The organism is Streptomyces sp. NPDC101110 (genome assembly GCF_044759525.1).
In the GTDB taxonomy this organism is placed as follows: domain Bacteria; phylum Actinomycetota; class Actinomycetes; order Streptomycetales; family Streptomycetaceae; genus Streptomyces.
The window spans coordinates 617,305-633,386 of sequence record NZ_JBIVZM010000003.1 but is presented as its reverse complement, the minus strand read 5'-3'; the positions used below and the strand labels follow the sequence as shown (position 1 = coordinate 633,386).

Annotated in this window: 14 protein-coding genes; 7 read left to right on the top strand and 7 right to left on the bottom strand. The window is 72.2% G+C overall.

All coding sequences use genetic code 11. The features are described 5' to 3' along the window. Nucleotides 1-17: 17 nt before the first annotated feature. Nucleotides 18-1,910 (top strand): hypothetical protein, encoded by a 1,893-nt coding sequence (locus tag ACIQU3_RS09135; protein WP_403924122.1) that lies wholly within the window; start codon nt 18-20, stop codon nt 1,908-1,910. A gap of 60 nt (nt 1,911-1,970) precedes the next feature. Here ACIQU3_RS09135 and ACIQU3_RS09130 read toward each other — a convergent pair whose 3' ends face one another. Further along, nucleotides 1,971-3,470, bottom strand: a complete 1,500-nt coding sequence (locus tag ACIQU3_RS09130; RefSeq protein ID WP_403728363.1) for a PLP-dependent aminotransferase family protein — start codon at nt 3,468-3,470, stop codon at nt 1,971-1,973. A gap of 64 nt (nt 3,471-3,534) precedes the next feature. On the opposite strand from ACIQU3_RS09130, the gene ACIQU3_RS09125 reads away from it, so the two are divergent. The 4 genes from ACIQU3_RS09125 to ACIQU3_RS09110 all read left to right on the top strand — a co-directional run bounded on the left by ACIQU3_RS09125 (nt 3,535) and on the right by ACIQU3_RS09110 (nt 7,034). Then, nucleotides 3,535-4,224: a YitT family protein gene (locus ACIQU3_RS09125; protein ID WP_403924119.1), complete on the top strand. Its 690-nt coding sequence runs from the start codon at nt 3,535-3,537 to the stop codon at nt 4,222-4,224. Next, nucleotides 4,221-4,988: a glycerophosphodiester phosphodiesterase gene (locus tag ACIQU3_RS09120; RefSeq protein ID WP_403728367.1), complete on the top strand. Its 768-nt coding sequence runs from the start codon at nt 4,221-4,223 to the stop codon at nt 4,986-4,988. Before ACIQU3_RS09125 ends, ACIQU3_RS09120 begins: the two co-directional genes overlap by 4 nt. A gap of 58 nt (nt 4,989-5,046) precedes the next feature. Then, complete coding sequence (locus tag ACIQU3_RS09115) at nt 5,047-6,393, top strand: MFS transporter (protein ID WP_403728369.1); 1,347 nt, start codon at nt 5,047-5,049, stop codon at nt 6,391-6,393. A 266-nt stretch (nt 6,394-6,659) separates the two neighbouring features. Beyond that, nucleotides 6,660-7,034, top strand: a complete 375-nt coding sequence (locus ACIQU3_RS09110; RefSeq protein WP_030247095.1) for an RNA polymerase-binding protein RbpA — start codon at nt 6,660-6,662, stop codon at nt 7,032-7,034. Between the two features lie 116 nt (nt 7,035-7,150). Here ACIQU3_RS09110 and fxsA read toward each other — a convergent pair whose 3' ends face one another. The 4 genes from fxsA to ACIQU3_RS09090 form a co-directional block, all read right to left on the bottom strand. Beyond that, nucleotides 7,151-7,726 carry an FxsA family membrane protein gene (fxsA, locus tag ACIQU3_RS09105; RefSeq protein ID WP_403924116.1) on the bottom strand — a complete coding sequence of 192 codons (576 nt, stop codon included), beginning with the start codon at nt 7,724-7,726 and terminating at the stop codon, nt 7,151-7,153. Nucleotides 7,727-7,813: 87 nt separating this feature from the next. Then, nucleotides 7,814-8,617 carry a polyprenol monophosphomannose synthase gene (locus tag ACIQU3_RS09100; protein ID WP_403728374.1) on the bottom strand — a complete coding sequence of 268 codons (804 nt, stop codon included), beginning with the start codon at nt 8,615-8,617 and terminating at the stop codon, nt 7,814-7,816. Between the two features lie 535 nt (nt 8,618-9,152). Continuing rightward, nucleotides 9,153-10,754 (bottom strand): amidohydrolase, encoded by a 1,602-nt coding sequence (locus tag ACIQU3_RS09095; protein ID WP_403728376.1) that lies wholly within the window; start codon nt 10,752-10,754, stop codon nt 9,153-9,155. A gap of 325 nt (nt 10,755-11,079) precedes the next feature. Next, nucleotides 11,080-11,520: an Lrp/AsnC family transcriptional regulator gene (locus ACIQU3_RS09090; RefSeq protein WP_403728378.1), complete on the bottom strand. Its 441-nt coding sequence runs from the start codon at nt 11,518-11,520 to the stop codon at nt 11,080-11,082. Nucleotides 11,521-11,723: 203 nt separating this feature from the next. Between ACIQU3_RS09090 and ACIQU3_RS09085 the strand changes: the two genes are divergently transcribed. Beyond that, nucleotides 11,724-12,158 carry a hypothetical protein gene (locus ACIQU3_RS09085; RefSeq protein ID WP_403924113.1) on the top strand — a complete coding sequence of 145 codons (435 nt, stop codon included), beginning with the start codon at nt 11,724-11,726 and terminating at the stop codon, nt 12,156-12,158. 382 nt (nt 12,159-12,540) lie between these two features. Here ACIQU3_RS09085 and ACIQU3_RS09080 read toward each other — a convergent pair whose 3' ends face one another. Beyond that, the gene (locus tag ACIQU3_RS09080) at nt 12,541-13,713 is read right to left on the bottom strand and encodes an acyl-CoA dehydrogenase family protein (protein ID WP_403728383.1); all 1,173 of its coding nucleotides are present in this window, start codon (nt 13,711-13,713) and stop codon (nt 12,541-12,543) included. 332 nt (nt 13,714-14,045) lie between these two features. On the opposite strand from ACIQU3_RS09080, the gene ACIQU3_RS09075 reads away from it, so the two are divergent. Continuing rightward, entirely contained in the window at nt 14,046-15,311 is a 1,266-nt protein-coding gene (locus ACIQU3_RS09075; RefSeq protein WP_403728386.1) for a glycoside hydrolase family 18 protein, read from the top strand. Between the two features lie 48 nt (nt 15,312-15,359). Here ACIQU3_RS09075 and ACIQU3_RS09070 read toward each other — a convergent pair whose 3' ends face one another. Continuing rightward, nucleotides 15,360-16,016 carry a TetR/AcrR family transcriptional regulator gene (locus ACIQU3_RS09070; protein ID WP_403728388.1) on the bottom strand — a complete coding sequence of 219 codons (657 nt, stop codon included), beginning with the start codon at nt 16,014-16,016 and terminating at the stop codon, nt 15,360-15,362. Nucleotides 16,017-16,082: the final 66 nt, after the last annotated feature.

Genomic DNA, 16,082 nt, shown 5'->3' with positions numbered 1-16,082 from the left:
ACTCACTGGAGGCAGTAGTGGCCCGGCGCCCCCTCCCCCGCATTCTGAGCAACGGCAGCGCGCAGCTCGCCCGGAGCCGGGAGCTGGCCCGCACGGCCGCCGACAGCGCCACCGACGTCCTCCACCCGCTGATCACGATCATGCGGGGTCTGCGCCGGCTGGCAGCGGCCGGGCGGCGCAGATGGACCGAGACTCCCAAGGAGCGACGGGGGGCGCTGCTGTTCCTGGTGGCCTCCGTGATCCTGGTCGTGGCACTGGTGCCGTACGGACCGCTGCTCGCCGCCATCACCCTGATGGCGGCGGCGGCCTGGCAGGGCCGGGACCGTTCCGGGGCTGCGCCGGACGGGCCCGACGAGTCGCAGACCCAGCGGCTCAAATCGCTGTACGAGGCCCTCGTGCCGTACTTCTCCGCCGCCGAGGACCCCGAGCCGCTGTACTCCCACGGCGGCGCGTGGGACAAGGCCTTCCCCACCTACGCCTTCGACGGCGGCGGCCGGATCGCGCAGCTCGTGGTGCGCTACCCGGCGTACTTCACCGACGGCGAGGCGGAGGCCCGCGCCCGGATCGAGCACCTCCTCGCGGCCAAGTCGGGCCGGGGCCGCGAATACCACTTCACGTGGGACGAGGAGGGCAACCAGTTGACGGTCGGGGTGCTCCTGCCGCTCCCCGTCGACATCGTCGCCCAGCGTTTCGTCACCACCCCCGGCGAGACGGTGCTGGGCTTCACCGACCCCACCCGGGTCCACCGCACGCTCCCCGTCACCCACGGGGAGGAGCAGCGAGACGTGCCCCCGGTCGTCTGGCGCACGGGCCTGCGCTCCACCGAGCCGCACCTGCTCGCGCTCGGCCAGCCGGGCAGCGGCACCTCCACGCTGCTGCGGTCCATCGCCCTGCAGGCCCTGCTCCACGGCGACGTGGTGATCGTCGACGGTGGCGGCACCGGCGAGTACGCCTGTCTGACCGGCCGGGACGGCGTCCTGGCGGTCGAGGCCGGGCTGGCCGGGGTCACGGCCAGTCTGGAGTGGGCCGCGACCGAGACCGAGCGCCGCCTGATCGCAGCCAACCGCGCCCATCAGGCGGGCGATCCGCCGCCCGCCGACACCAAGCGCCCCCTGTGGATCCTCCTCGACCGCCCGACGGCCTTCACGCACCTGGCCGCCGCCGACGGCCGCAAGGACCCGCAGTCCCTCCTCCAGGTCCCCCTCCGGCACGGCCGCCCCGCGAACGTGACGGTGGTCGTGGCCGACCAGCTGGACAGCGTGGACGCCCTCAGCGATCCGGTACGCCAGCACACCCGTGCCCGCGTGGTCCTGGGCCCGGCCACGGCCGACCAGCTCGAATCGGTCCTGGGCGCGCTCCCGCCCACCACCTTGATCGACGAGCTCCCGCCGGGTCGCGGATACGCCCGCCTGGGCACGGGCCCGGTCCACCGCCTCCAGGTCCCGGCCACGCCGAACCCCTACGACGACGCCACACCCGACGCCCTCTGCGAGACGGTCCTGGCGCTCCTCCCGCCGCGCACCGACCCGGCGGACGGGGAGACGATCCCGGAGCAGGAGCAGCACTGGCCGGAGGGCGAGGCGAAACCGGCACCGACGGATGCGGAACCGCAGCAGGCGCCGGCGGAACCGCAGAAGACGGAGAGCGTGCAGGTCCTGACCGAGGAGCCCGCGCCGGAGCCAGTACACGTCCCGGCCAAGGACGCAGCGCCTGCCCCGGCCTCCGCCCTCACCACGGAGCCCGCGCCGGAGCCGGTGCAGGTCCCGGCCGAGGAGCCCGCGCCGGAATCAGTACACGCCCTGGCCAAGGAAGCCGCGCCGGACCCGGTCCCCGCCCTGACCGCGGAGCCCGCGCCGGACCACGTACCGGCCCTCACCGACCACGTACCGGCCCTCACCAAGGAGACGTAGCCGCGGCCCACGTGCCGCCGGGGGCGTACAGCCCTCGGCGGCACTGCCCGCACCCGCGCCCTACGCCACGAACGTACGCGGCGCCTCCGCGCTCCCGACCGCGCCGCTCTCCACGAGTCCCGCCGCCGCGGCCAGTCGAACGGCCGCCTCCTCGGCCACCGCCCCGCCCACGGTGAACGGCAGCCGCACATACCCCTCGAACGCCCCGTCGACCCCGAAGCGCGGCCCGGACGGCACCCGCACGCCCACGCGCTCCCCGGCCTCGGCCAGCCGCGATCCGGACAGACCCCCGGTCCGCACCCAGAGCGTCAGCCCGCCCTTGGGCACCTCGAACTCCCACGCGGGCAGCTCCCGCCGCACCGCGGCCACCAGTTCGTCCCGGTTCGCCCGCGCCTGCTCCCGGCGCACCTCCACGGCCTGCTCCCAGCCCCCGGTCCCGAACAGCCAGTGCACCGCCAGCTGCTCCAGCACCGGCGTGCCGAGATCGGCGTACGCGCGGGCGGCGACCAGGCTGCGGATGACGTCCGGAGCGGCCCGCACCCATCCGATCCGCATCCCGGCCCAGAAGGCCTTGCTCGCCGACCCCACCGTGATCACCGTCGACCCGGCCGGGTCGAAGGCGCACACCGGCCGCGGCATCCGCACCTCCGGGTCGAGCCACAGCTCGCTCATCGTCTCGTCGGCGATCAGCACGGTGCCCGCGGACCGCGCCGCGTCCACCAGCCGTCGGCGCTGGTCCTCGTCCGCGAGCGCCCCGGTCGGGTTGTGGAAGTCGGCGACGACGTACGCGATGCGCGGAGCGGCGTCCCGCAGGACCTGCCGCCAGCGGTCCATGTCCCACCCCTTGAGCCCCTCGGCCATGGCGACGGGCACCAGCCGCGCCCCGGCCTCCCGCATCAGCTGGAGGATGTTGGCGTAGGAGGGCGACTCGACGGCGATGCGCTCCCCGCGTCCGGCGAACAGGTGGCAGATGGCGTCGATGGCGCCCATCGCCCCGGTCGTCACCATGATCTGCTCGGGCATGGTCGGGATCCCGCGCGCGGTGTAGCGCTCGGCGATCATGGCCCGCAACGCGGGCAGCCCGGCGGGATAGTCGCCGTGCGTGTGCGCGTAGGGCGGAAGTTCCTCCAGGGCGCCCTGGACGGCCCGGGTGAGCCAGGGCTCGGGGGCGGGAAGTGCGGCGCAGCCGAGGTCGATCAAGGAGCCGAGGGCCTCCGGCGGCAGCGGTTCCAGCCCGCGCGCGGGCAGCGGGTTCCCGGCCGGAACGGCGGTCCAGCTCCCCGCCCCGCGCCGGGACTCCAGGAATCCCTCGCTGCGCAGCGCCTCGTAGGCAGCGGCGACGGTCGTACGGCTGACGGACAGGGAGAGGGCGAGTTCGCGTTCGGCGGGCAGCCGGGCGGCCACCGGGACACGTCCCTCGAGCACCAGCAGGCGGATGCCGTCGGCGAGCGCGCGATAGGCCGGTGGGCGGCGCGTGCCGGGGCCCGCCGGGCGGTCCTGCTGGGAGCTGAGGAGCCGGGCGAGCTGCGCCGCGCCCACGGCCGAGGTCCATTCCGCCATCGAAATCAGTCCACCTTCCCCGGATTGGCCATGGATGGCCTCTCCATCCAAGCCACAGGGTGTCATGCATCAGTCCACTACCACCACAGGGGGCACCATCATGTCCACGCGGGAGGGTCTCGCCCGGCGGCTCGTCCAGCTCTACGCCGGTCTCGCGCTGTACGGGGCGAGCTCGGCACTGCTCGTCCGGTCGGGGCTCGGGCTGGAACCGTGGAACGTGCTGCACCAGGGTCTCGCCGAGCTGACCGGCCTGTCGATCGGTGTCGTCCTGACCCTGGTGGGTGCCCTGGTGCTGCTCGCCTGGATCCCGCTGCGTCAGCGGCCGGGCCTGGGCACCGTCTCCAACGTGGTCGTCATCGGCATGGCGATGGACGCGACGCTGGCCCTGGTGCCCGACGCGCACGGCTTGACCCCGCGCATCACGCTGATGGTGTCGGGGATCGTCCTGAACGGGGCGGCCACCGGCCTGTACATCGCGGCCCGCTTCGGACCGGGCCCGCGTGACGGCATCATGACGGGGCTGCACCAGCTCACGGGCGTGTCGATCCGCCTGGTCCGCACGGGCATCGAGCTCACGGTCGTGGCGACCGGCTTCGCCCTCGGCGGCACCGTCGGGATCGGCACCCTGCTGTACGCGCTGGTGATCGGCCCGCTCGCCCAGTTCTTCCTGCGCCTGTTCGCCGTCCCCGCGGCACCCGGTGGCAGCACGGCCGTTGCCGCCGGTCAACCCCGAGGGGCGATACTGCGTCTGTGACCCCGCGGATACGCCATCCCTACCTCGATCATCCCGGCCCGATCGCCTTCGCCCACCGGGGTGGGGCCGCGGACGGCCTGGAGAACACGACGCGGCAGTTCCTCCGTGCCGTCGATGCGGGTTACCGGTACATCGAGACCGACGTCCACACCACCCGGGACGGCAGGCTCGTCGCGTTCCACGACGCGACTCTGGACCGGGTGACGGACGGCGCGGGCCGGATCTGCGACCTTCCGTGGCACGAGGTACGGCAGGCCCGCGTGGCGGGCGAGGAGCCGCTCCCCCTCTTCGAGGAACTCCTGGAGACCTTTCCCGACGTGCGCTGGAACGTGGACGTCAAGGCGGAGGCGGCCCTGCTGCCCTTCCTGGACCTGGTCGGGCGGACGAACTCCTGGGACCGGATCTGCCTGGGGTCGTTCTCCGAGGCGCGGGTGGTGCGCGCCCAGCGGCTGGCGGGCCCGCGCCTGGCCACGTCGTACGGCACACGGGGCGTGCTCAACCTGCGGCTGCGCTCCTGGGGACTGCCGGCGGCGGTGCGCCGCTCCGCGGTGGCCGCGCAGGTGCCCGAGGTCCAGTCCGGCATCCAGGTCGTGGACGGGCGCTTCCTGCACGCCGCCCGCGCGCGCGGGCTCCAGGTGCACGTGTGGACCGTCAACGACGCCGAGACCATGCACCGGCTCCTCGACCTGGGCGTGGATGGCATCATGACCGATCACATCGACACACTGCGCAAGGTCATGGAGGACCGCGGCGTCTGGGCCTGAGCGCCCACGGACCCCGGGCACGTCGCCTCCGCGCGCTCACGGGGAAGCGAGGGCACGGGTGGACAACGACACCGTGCGGACACCACCGGCCGACGGGGCCGCGGAGCTGAAACGCGAACAGCGCGGCTGGTACTTCTACGACTGGGCCTGCTCCGTCTACTCGACGAGCGTGCTCACCGTGTTCCTCGGCCCCTATCTGACCTCGGTCGCCAAGGCGGCCGCGGACCCGGACGGGTATGTCCATCCCCTGGGCATCCCGGTGCGCGCCGGGTCCTTCTTCGCCTACTCGGTGTCCCTGTCGGTGATCGTGGCCGTGCTGGTGATGCCCCTGGTGGGCGCCGCCGCCGACCGCACCGGCCGCAAAAAGCCCCTCCTCGCGGCCGCCGCCTACACCGGCGCCACGGCCACGGCGGCCATGTTCTTCCTGGACGGCGACCGCTATCTGCTGGGCGGGGCCCTGCTGGTCGTCGCCAACGCCGCGCAGTCCGTGGCGATGATGCTCTACAACTCCTACCTGCCGCAGATCGCCCCGCCCGACCAGCGCGACGCGGTGTCCTCCCGCGGCTGGGCGTTCGGCTACGCGGCGGGTGCGCTGGTCCTCGTGGCGAACCTGGTCCTCTACACCGGGCACGACCGCTTCGGCCTCTCCGAGAGCGCGGCGGTGCGCATCTGCCTCGCGTCGGCGGGCCTGTGGTGGGGCGCGTTCGCCCTCATCCCGCTGCGGCGGCTGCGCGATCACCGGCCCGTCGGCCGGGAGGCGGCCCTGCCCGGCTTCCGGCAGCTGGCGGCGACCGTCCGCGACATGCGCCGCCATCCGCTGACGCTGGCCTTTCTGCTCGCCTACCTCGTCTACAACGACGGCATCCAGACGGTGATCTCCCAGGCCTCGGTCTACGGCTCCGAGGAGCTGGGCCTCGGCCAGTCCACCCTCATCGGCGCCGTCCTGCTGGTGCAGGTGCTGGCGGTGGCGGGCGCGCTGGCCATGGGCCGGCTAGCCCGGACGTACGGGGCCAAGCGCACGATCCTGGGATCGCTCGTCGCGTGGACGGCGACGCTGGCGGCCGGGTACTTCCTGCCGGCCGGGGCACCGGTGTGGTTCTTCGTCCTGGCCGCCGGGATCGGTCTGGTCCTCGGCGGCAGCCAGGCATTGTCCAGGTCCCTGTTCTCCCATCTCGTCCCGCCGGGCAAGGAGGCCGAATACTTCTCGGCGTACGAGGTGAGCGACCGCGGGATGAGCTGGCTCGGGCCGTTGCTGTTCGGGGTGACCTACCAGCTGACGGGGAGCTACCGGGACGCGATCGTCTCGCTGGTGGCGTTCTTCGTGCTCGGATTCGCCCTGCTCGCCCGGGTTCCGGTGCGGCGTGCGATCGGCGAAGCGGGGAATCCGGTTCCTGACAGGATTTAGCACTCGGAGCGAAAGGGCTGTAGTGTACGCGTTTGGCCTGCCAGGCGTACCGTTACTGCGCGTCAAAGATGCCGAAACGCTGGGTTAGATCTGTTATCAGATGTGACAAACCGGGCGCTGGTGGGTACAACAAGGGCGGCTACGACGGCGACGCATGACCCGGAACGGGACTCGGAACGGGAATCTTTACCGCCGACCGGACGTTGACCGGATGACGACGACAGCGACACCTGTCCTGTGGGCGACAAGCCCGGGAGGCACGATTCATGAGTGAGCGAGCTCTTCGCGGCACGCGCCTCGTGGTGACCAGCTACGAGACGGACCGCGGCATCGACCTGGCCCCGCGCCAGGCCGTGGAGTACGCATGCGAGAAGGGGCACCGGTTCGAGATGCCCTTCTCGGTCGAGGCGGAGATCCCGCCGGAGTGGGAGTGCAAGGTCTGTGGGGCCCAGGCACTCCTCGTGGACGGCGATGTCCCTGAAGAGAAGAAGGGCAAGCCCGCGCGTACGCATTGGGACATGCTGATGGAGCGGCGCACCCGTGAGGAACTCGAAGAGGTCCTCGAGGAGCGCCTGGCGGTGCTGCGTTCCGGCGCGATGAACATCGCTGTTCATCCCCGTGACAGCCGCAAGTCGGCCTAGTCCCCCAGGGCCTGGCCCGAACAACAGCACATCCAAGACCGCGGGCGCCGTACGAGAAGTACGGCGCCCGCGGTCTTCGGTGCGTCCGGCGCGCGGTGCGCGCAGTCGGGAACGGCTCAGTGCGTCAGTGGCGGACGCGGCGGCTGGGGGGTGTCGCCCGGCTCGTCCCTGATGACCTCGCCCTGGACGACCTTGCCGTCGGGCCGGTGGATGCGGGCCTGCTGGAAGGCGCCGCCGAGGGAGCCCGCGCCGGCCTCCCGGAGCTTGCGCTCGAACGTGCGCTCCGCCGAGCGGCTCACGATCTTCTGGACCGGCGGCAGCAACAGGAGCAGGCCCACCGCGTCCGACGCCAGACCCGGGATCATCAGCAGCAGGCCGCCCAGCATCATCAGACCGTTGCCCTCGCCGTCGGGCCGGCCCGCTTCCGGCATCACACCGCTCTGCTGCTGTTGCAGTGCCTCGGAGAGCTTGCGGAAGGCCCGCCGTCCGGCCCGCTTGATGACGACCGCGCCGAGGACGAGACCCGCGAGCAGGACGAGAAAGACCACGAGCCCGCTGGTCGCCCCGGCGACCAGCGTGAGCAGCCAGATCTCCAGCACGAGCCACGCGGCGACGCCCAGCGGCAGGACCGTACGCAGCCGGGAGCGCTTGGGCCGGGCAGGGGGGAGCGGGGTCTGGGCGCCAGTCGTCATGCCCCCAGTGTGCCTGGCCCCGGCTCAGCGCGGGATAAGGCCGCCATCAGCTGTTTCTGTGAACGGCCGCCCCGTGAGCGGCGCGGCTCACGCCTTCGAGGACTTGCCGCCGCGTCCCGTGACCTTGCCGACCCGCTCCCCCACGCCCCACGCCGTGACGCGCCACAGCGCCTCGACGAGGATGTCCCGGCTCATCTTGGAATCGCCGAGTTCGCGCTCGACGAACGTGATGGGCACCTCGATCACGTGGTAGCCGGCCCTGACCGCGCGGCGGGCCAGGTCGACCTGGAAGCAGTAGCCCTGGGAGGCGACCTCGTCGAGGCCGAGCCCCTCCAGGGTCTCGCGGCGGAAGGCGCGGTAGCCGCCGGTGATGTCGCGCAGCGGCAGGTCGAGCGCCAGCCGGCTGTAGAGGCTGCCGCCCCGGGAGATCACCTCGCGGGACTTCGGCCAGTTCACCACCCGGCCGCCCGGCACCCAGCGCGAGCCCAGCACCAGGTCGGCGCTCTTGAGGGCGGTGAGCAGACGGGGCAGTTCCTCGGGCTGGTGGGAGCCGTCGGCGTCCATCTCGATCAGCACGCCGAAGTCGCGCTCCAGACCCCAGCGGAAGCCCGCGAGGTAGGCGGCACCCAGGCCTTCCTTGCCCTTGCGGTGCAGCACATGGACCTGGTCGTCCTCGGCGGCCAGCTCGTCGGCCAGCTTGCCCGTGCCGTCCGGGCTGTTGTCGTCGGCCACGAGCACGTGCGCCTCGGGGACGGCCTTGCGTACCCGGCCGACGATGCTCTTGATGTTCTCCGCCTCGTTGTAGGTCGGGATGATCACCAAGGCCGTGCCGAGCGGGCCGAACTTCCTCACCTGGGCTTCTCCCGCGAGGGTTCCGTCGCCGTCGTTCACTGCTGCCCCTTCATCTTCATACGCAGGGGTCCACCATAGTGGGCCCCGCCTGCGATGACGTGACAGGACGTTCGAATCGTGGTGTCGAATCCGAAAGACGGGGGTGACAGGGCTCATCCCGGGTGCGGACGTACGGCGGATGGGGGCCCGGCGCCCTTCGGGCCGACCTGGGATCCGCTGGCTGCGGATCGACCGAAAGCCGTTGTCTACTGAGCGCGCGGGCCCCACCCGGGTCACACCTCCCCGACCGGCCGGAACGTTCCCTCGGCGCTGCGCCGGCCTGAGCCTGGCTCCCAGTGACGGTGCCCCGGTGCGGCACACCGTCCCTGACCCGGCGGCGCCGCGGCGAGTGCTCGGACGTTCCCCGGTCGGGCGTCCGGTGGTGGACTCGGCCGAACCTACCGGCCTCCTGCGGCCGCCTGTCAACAGCCGTTTGACCTGCGCATCTCGCGTCAAAGCCCTGGTCAGGGCCGAGGATGCGCAGGTCGCGCTACGGCGGCGCGGCGCACGACTTCATGCGCGCCACCCCCGTAGATCACTCGCCCGGCCCTACGAAGACCGTGTGTCCGCCCACCACGGTGCGCAGACAGACGGGCAGGTCGCGGCCCGGAGTGAGGTCGGGCAGACCGGGGGTGCCGGAGCGGGGATCCGTCGACCAGCGGGCGACGCGGTCGTCCGGGGCCTGGACGACGAGTTCGCCGGTGCGCCAGACGGCGTAGTCGGCGGGGGCGCCCGGGACCAGAACGCCCGCGTCGTCCCGTCCGACGGCCCGCCAGCCGCCACGCGTGTGCGCCGTGAACGCGGCGCGCACGGAGACGCGGTGCTCCGGCGTGCGGTGGAAGGCGGCGGCCCGGACCGTGCCCCACGGGTCGAGCGGGGTCACGGGGCTGTCGGAGCCGAAGGCGAGCGGAACACCGGCGCGCAGCAGGGCCGCGAAGGGGTTCAGGCCGCGTGCCCGCTCCGCTCCCAGGCGCTGTGCGTACATGCCCTCCTCGCCGCCCCACAGGGCGTCGAACGCGGGCTGCACCGAGGCCGTGAGGCCGAGCTCGGCGAAGGCGGCGACCCCCTCCGGAGTGAGCATCTCGGCGTGTTCGACGCGGTGCCTGGCGGCCCTGACCCTGGCGAGCCCGACCTTCTCGGCGGCCGCGCGCACCCCCTCCACCACGGAGTCCACGGCCGCGTCGCCGATGGCGTGGAAACCGGCTTGCAGGCCCGCCTCGGTGCAGGCCACGACGTGTGCCGCGATCGCGTCGGCGTCCAGGTAGGCGATGCCGGTGTGTCCGGCGTCGGCATACGGCTGGTGGAGACAGGCCGTGTGCGAGCCGAGGGCGCCGTCCACGAACAGGTCTCCCGCGGCGCCGGTCGCGCCCAGTTCCCTCGCCTTGGCGACGTCCTGCTCGGCCCAGTAGCCGACGACCCGTGGCCCGGGCTCCTCCCTCGCGAGGCGCAGCAGGCCGGTGAAGTCGTTCTCGGAGGAGATCTCCGGCCCGGCGCACTCGTGGAGCGTGCCGATGCCGAGCGAAGCGGCGTGCGCGAGGGCGACGCGCTGCGCCTCGGTGCGCTGCCGGGGCGTCACGGCCGCGAACGCGGCGGCCCGCACGGCGTGGTGGGCGTCGGCGGTGAGCGGTCCGTCCCCCCGGGCGACGCCGGGCACCAGATCGAGCAGCGCGGTGCTCACGACCGCCGAGTGGACGTCGATCCGGCTGAGGTAGAGGGGCCGGCGTCCGCCGGCCTCGTCGAGTTCGGCGCGCGTCGGGGGGCGGCCTCCGGGCCAGCGGGCCGCGTCCCAGCCGTGCCCGAGCAGCACCCGGTCGTCCGGGCGGGCGGCTGCGAAGTCCCTGACGAGGGCGAGGGCGGCCTCCAGCGTGGGGGCGCCGGAGAGGTCGAGCCCGGTCAGGGCCAGGCCGGTCGCAGTCGTGTGCACATGCGCATCGGTGAACGCCGGGGTGACCAGCGCCCCGTCCAGGTCGACCACCTCGTCGACGCCGTCCGCGAAACCGTCGGCGGCCCCTTCGGATCCCACCCAGGCGATCTGACCCCGCTCCACGACCATCGCGGTGGCGAAGGGGTCGGCGGGGCTGTGGACCTCGCCGCGGCGGAGAAGAACGGTCTTGGACGGGGCGCTGGACTCACTCATGGAGCACAGTCTCACAGGGCCGGGGGCGGCGCCTGAACCAGGGACGCGGCGAACAGCGCAGCCGACCCCCGCACGCCCCGCCACCCGGGAAAGACCCGCCCACGCGGCACGCCAACCCGCACGCCTCGCACGACCGCGTCACACACCTTGCACGATCCCGCACGCCTCGCACGACCGCGTCACACACCTTGCACGATCCCGCACGCCTCGCACGACCGCCGCGCACACCTCGCACGACCCGCGCGCCTTGCACGACCCGCACGCCTCACACGACCCGCGTGACCGCCTCGCACGCCTTGCGAGACCCGCTGGCTGTGCCCGGCGCTCAGATCCGCGGCGGTCGCGCCTCGTACGGCGTGGACAGCACCACCGTCGTCCGCGTCGACACCCCCGCCAGCGACCGCACCCGCGCCAGCAGCTCCTCCAGCTCGTGCGGCGTCGCGACCCGCACCTTCAGGATGTAGTTCTCGTCGCCCGCGACACTGTGGCACGCCTCGATCTCCGGCACGCCGGCCAGCCGGTCCGCGATGTCGTCCGGTGCGCTGGGGTCGAACGGTTTCACCGAGATGAACGCCGTCATCGGCAGCCCCACGGCCTCGGGGTCGACGACGGCGGCATAGCCCCGGATGACGCCCCGCTGCTCCAGCCGCCGCACCCGCTGATGCACGGCCGACGTGGACAGCCCCGTGGCCTTGCCCAGGTCGGTGTAGCTCATCCGCCCGTCCTTGACGAGCAGCTGCACGATCTGTTGGTCCAGCTCCTCCATGGCGCAAGAACCTACAGTGCGGTTGATCTCGTCGGACACCTGAGGAGCCCAGGAGGGCACCTGCACAGGGCATGTGACGAACGCCACAGGCCTCGAACAGTCTGCGTAATGTTCTCGTGATTACCGCCCAGGGGGGACGGGAAGTGCTTGCTGTGGCCGAGGCCGCAGCGCCCGTGACGGCCCAGTCCGAGGGGGAGAACCCAATGCAGAGTCTTAAGCGCCCTGGTCGCACCGCACCCAAGCGGCAGCAGCTCGTCGTCGAGCCCGAGCCGGAGGGCGTCGAACCCGACGCCTACGACGACGAACTCGACGCCTACGACACGTTCGAGATGTTCCGGGTCGTCTGCCCGGACTGCGCGCAGCCCATCGCCCTGCTGGCGGACGAGGAAGTTCTGCCGGAGCACGCGAGGTGCGCCTCGCCGTGGAACCCCTTCGGGCTCACCGTCTGCGCCGGAACCGGCCGCAGGGCCACGGACGCCCGCCCCGCGGACGAGTCCGTGGAACCCCAGGAGCAGGACACCGCACTGCTGCTGACGCTCCCTCAGGGGCTCGACTGGCGGACCCAGCCCTTCTCGCACGTCGGCGGGCCGGGCTCACGCCCCATCAGGGTCCCCGTCCTGCGCCGTCAGGCGGCCTGAGCGCGGGCTCTCATCGCCCGCCCGCCCCACCCCCGTAGCTGCCCCGCACCACGGCCCGCAGACCGCCGTGGTGCGGTTCGGTGTGCCCGCGGCCGCGCGCGGCGCGGCACTGAACGAACGCCCGATTCCACCTTCCGGTGACCTGTCCGGGCTTTGCCGCGTTGCCCTGGCATGACCCCCATCTCCTCAGCGACAGGGCGTCAGCGCCTCCTGTACGTCCCGCCGCCCGCAGAATCGGTTCGGCCGACTCCGACCCGCTACCAGGACCCGCCGATCTACGTCGACTTGATGCGCACGTGGGCCGAAGGCGGCCGCACCCTCCCGGGCCGTCACGACCCGGAGTGGATGCGGCTCGCGGCGCCCTGGCGGGGCCTCGACCAGTTCAGCGCCCCTCTGGACCAACGAGATGACGGGCGATGACCATCCGCTGGATCTGGTTGGTGCCCTCGACGATCTGCAGCACCTTGGCCTCGCGCATGTAGCGCTCGGCGGGGAAGTCGGCGGTGTAGCCGTAGCCGCCGAGAATCTGCACGGCGTCGGTGGTGACCCGCATCGCAGTGTCGGTGCAGTGCAGCTTGGCCATGGCTGCCTGCTTCGCGAACGGCCGGCCCGCGTCCTTCAGCCGAGCCGCCGCGAGGTAGAGCGCACGGCCGGCCTCGATCTGGGTGGCCATGTCGGCGAGCATGAAGCGCAGCCCCTGGAAGTCGGCGATCGGCTTGCCGAACTGGCGCCTCTCGGCCGCATAGGACGCCGCTTCGTCCAGCGCGGCCTGCGCCACGCCGATCGCGCACGCCGAGATGCCGAGCCGCCCCGAGTCGAGCGACGACAGGGCGATCGCGAAACCCTGGCCCTCCTCGCCGATGCGCCGGTCGTCGGGGATCCGGACGCCGTCGAAGTGCACCTGGGCGGTGGGCGAGCCCTTCATGCCCATCTTCTTCTCGGGCACCGCGGCGCTCACCCCCGCCGCGTCGCCCGGCACCAGGAAGGCCGTGATCCCGCGCGGACCCTCCTCGCCGGTGCGGGCCATCACCGTGTAGAAGTCGGCGATCCCGCCGTGGGTGATCCACGCCTTGGTGCCGGTGATCACCCAGTCGTCGCCGTCCCGCACGGCCTTGGTCCGCAGGGCCGCCGCGTCCGATCCGGAGTGCGGCTCGGAGAGGCAATAGGCGCCGAGCAGGCCGCCGCCGAGCATCGCCGGCAGGTGCTCGACCTGCTGCTCCTTGCTTCCGTAGGCGGCGAGGGCGTAGGAGGCCAGGGAGTGCACGCTGACCCCGAGGCCGACGGTGAGGCGGGCCGCGGCGAGTTCCTCCAGGACCTGGAGATAGACCTCGTAGGGCTGATCGCCGCCCCCGTACTCGGAGTCGTACGGCAGGCCGAGCAGCCCGGAGCGGGAGAGCAGTGTGAACAGCTCGCGCGGAAAGCGGCCGGCGTCCTCCTCCTCGGCCGCCTTCGGGGTGATCTCCTGCTGCGCGATGTCGCGCACGAGCGAGATCAGGTCCCGGGCCTCCTCCGTGGGCAGTTGTCGGTCCACCGGCTGCGGGGCGCGGTCGGGCATGGCGACGCTCTCCTCCCTGTCGGGCACTGGCGGACGGGCCCATGGGTGGGGGCGACGCCGCCGGGTCGTTCTGGTGCCTGGCCGATGCTTGCAGTCCCGGGTCTCGGAAGCTGCTGACCAGCGGCTGTGCGCTGTGAGTATGCCCGATCGGAGGCATCCCGTCACCAGTTAACGACCGCTTACTTCAAGAAATGGCCGAGTGGGTCCGGGGAGGCGAAATTGGTCCGCACCATTGACCCAACTGGTCTAGTCCTCCTACTGTTTCGCTCCACCGATTCACCGCGTTCATGCCAATCGGCGCGCGTTCCCCTCTCCCCACGAGGAGACATCGGATGCACACCCCCCACCGTTCCCGCCTCCGGGCCATCCTGTCCGCGGCCTGTTGCGCCGCCCTCGGCGCCGGCCTGCTGGCCGGCGCCGGCACCTCCGCCACCGCGGCGACCTCGGCTCAGGAGGCCGCCGCGGCATCGAAGGCCGCTCCCCGGGCCGAGGCCGCCGGATCCAAGGTCATCGGGTACTTCACCGAATGGGGTACCTACGACCGCAAGTACTACGTCAAGAACATCGAGACGTCCGGATCGGGCGGCAGGCTCACCCACATCAACTACGCCTTCGGCAACGTCACCGGCGGCAAGTGCGCCATGGGCGACGGCTACGCGGCCACGGACCGGGCCTACACCGCCGCCGAGTCCGTCGACGGCAGGGCCGACACCTGGGACCAGCCGTTGCGCGGCAATTTCAACCAGCTGCGCAAACTGAAGCAGAAGCACCCGAACCTCAAGGTCCTGTGGTCCTTCGGCGGCTGGACCTGGTCCGGCGGCTTCGGCGAGGCCGCGAGGAACCCGGCCGCCTTCGCCCAGTCCTGCTACGACCTCGTCGAGAACTCCAAGTGGGCCGACGTCTTCGACGGCATCGACATCGACTGGGAGTATCCGAACAGCTGCGGCGCCACCTGCGACACCAGCGGCAAGGCGGCCTTCCGCACCCTCATGCAGGCGCTGCGGGCCAAGTTCGGCTCGCGGAACCTCGTGACCGCGGCGATCACCGCCGACGCCACCCCGGGCGGCAAGATCGACGCGGCGGACTACGCGGGCGCCGCCCAGTACGTCGACTGGTACAACCCGATGACGTACGACTTCTTCGGCGCCTGGGACGCCTCCGGCCCCACCGCACCCCACTCACCACTGACCTCGTACCCCGGCATTCCCAAGGCGGACTACCACAGCTCGGCGACCATCGCCAAGCTCAAGGGCCTCGGCATCCCCGCCTCCAAACTGCTGCTCGGCATCGGCTTCTACGGCCGCGGCTGGACCGGCGTCACCCAGGCGGCCCCCGGCGGCGCCGCGACCGGCCCGGCGGCGGGCACGTACGAGCAGGGCATCGAGGACTACAAGGTGCTCAAGGCCAAGTGCCCGGCGACGGGGACGGTGGCCGGCACCGCGTACGCCAAGTGCGGTACCAACTGGTGGAGTTACGACACCCCCGCGACCATCGGCACGAAGATGGACTACAAGAACCGGCAGGGCCTGGGCGGCACGTTCTTCTGGGAGCTGAGCGGCGACACGGCGAACGGCGAGCTGATCAGGGCGATCAGGTAGGGAACGACGACAGGGGCGGAGGGCCCGCGGCGGCCCTCCGCCCCTCGCTCACAGGACCCGGCGCGCGGGCTGCGGCGCCGGGTGTGCGGGGTCGAGTTCCTCGATCGCGCGCAGGGCACCGCCGAGTGTCTTCACCAGCAGCTCGCACATGGTGTCCCGGGCCAGACCGGGACGGTCGATCCATTCGAGAGTGGCGCCCTCGACGCTGCACACCCAGGACAGCAGGCCCATCCGGGCCAGCGGGGTGATGTCGGCACGGCCGTACGCGCCCTCGGCGATGGTGGTCACCACGGCCTCGCGCACTCCGTCACGGATGGCGTGCACCTCGGTGTCGAAACCCACGCCGCCGCTCACGATCGTGCGGTACGCGGCATGGTTGTGCTCGGCGTAGCGCAGATAGCTGTCGATCGTGCGCTGTACCCGGTCGACCGGCGGCAGTTCCAGACCGCTCGCCGCGAGGGCAAGCAGCTCGGCGACCGAGTCCTGGACGATGGCCAGGTAGTAGCCGCGCTTGGACTGGAAGTAGTAGTAGATCAGCCCCTTGGCGACGTGCGCCTGCCGGGCGATGTCGTCCATCGACAGGGCGTCGTAGGACGTGTCGGCGAACAACCTCCGCCCGATGGCGATGAGTTCGGCACGGCGCGCCATCGAGCGCTCGGTGCCGCGGGCTCTGGGGCGCGCGGCAGGCTGGGGACTGATATTCAATTTCGACCCTGGTCTCAACGGGCGGGGCGGGACCTCCGCAGTATGGCAGGCCTCACCCCTGGGCCG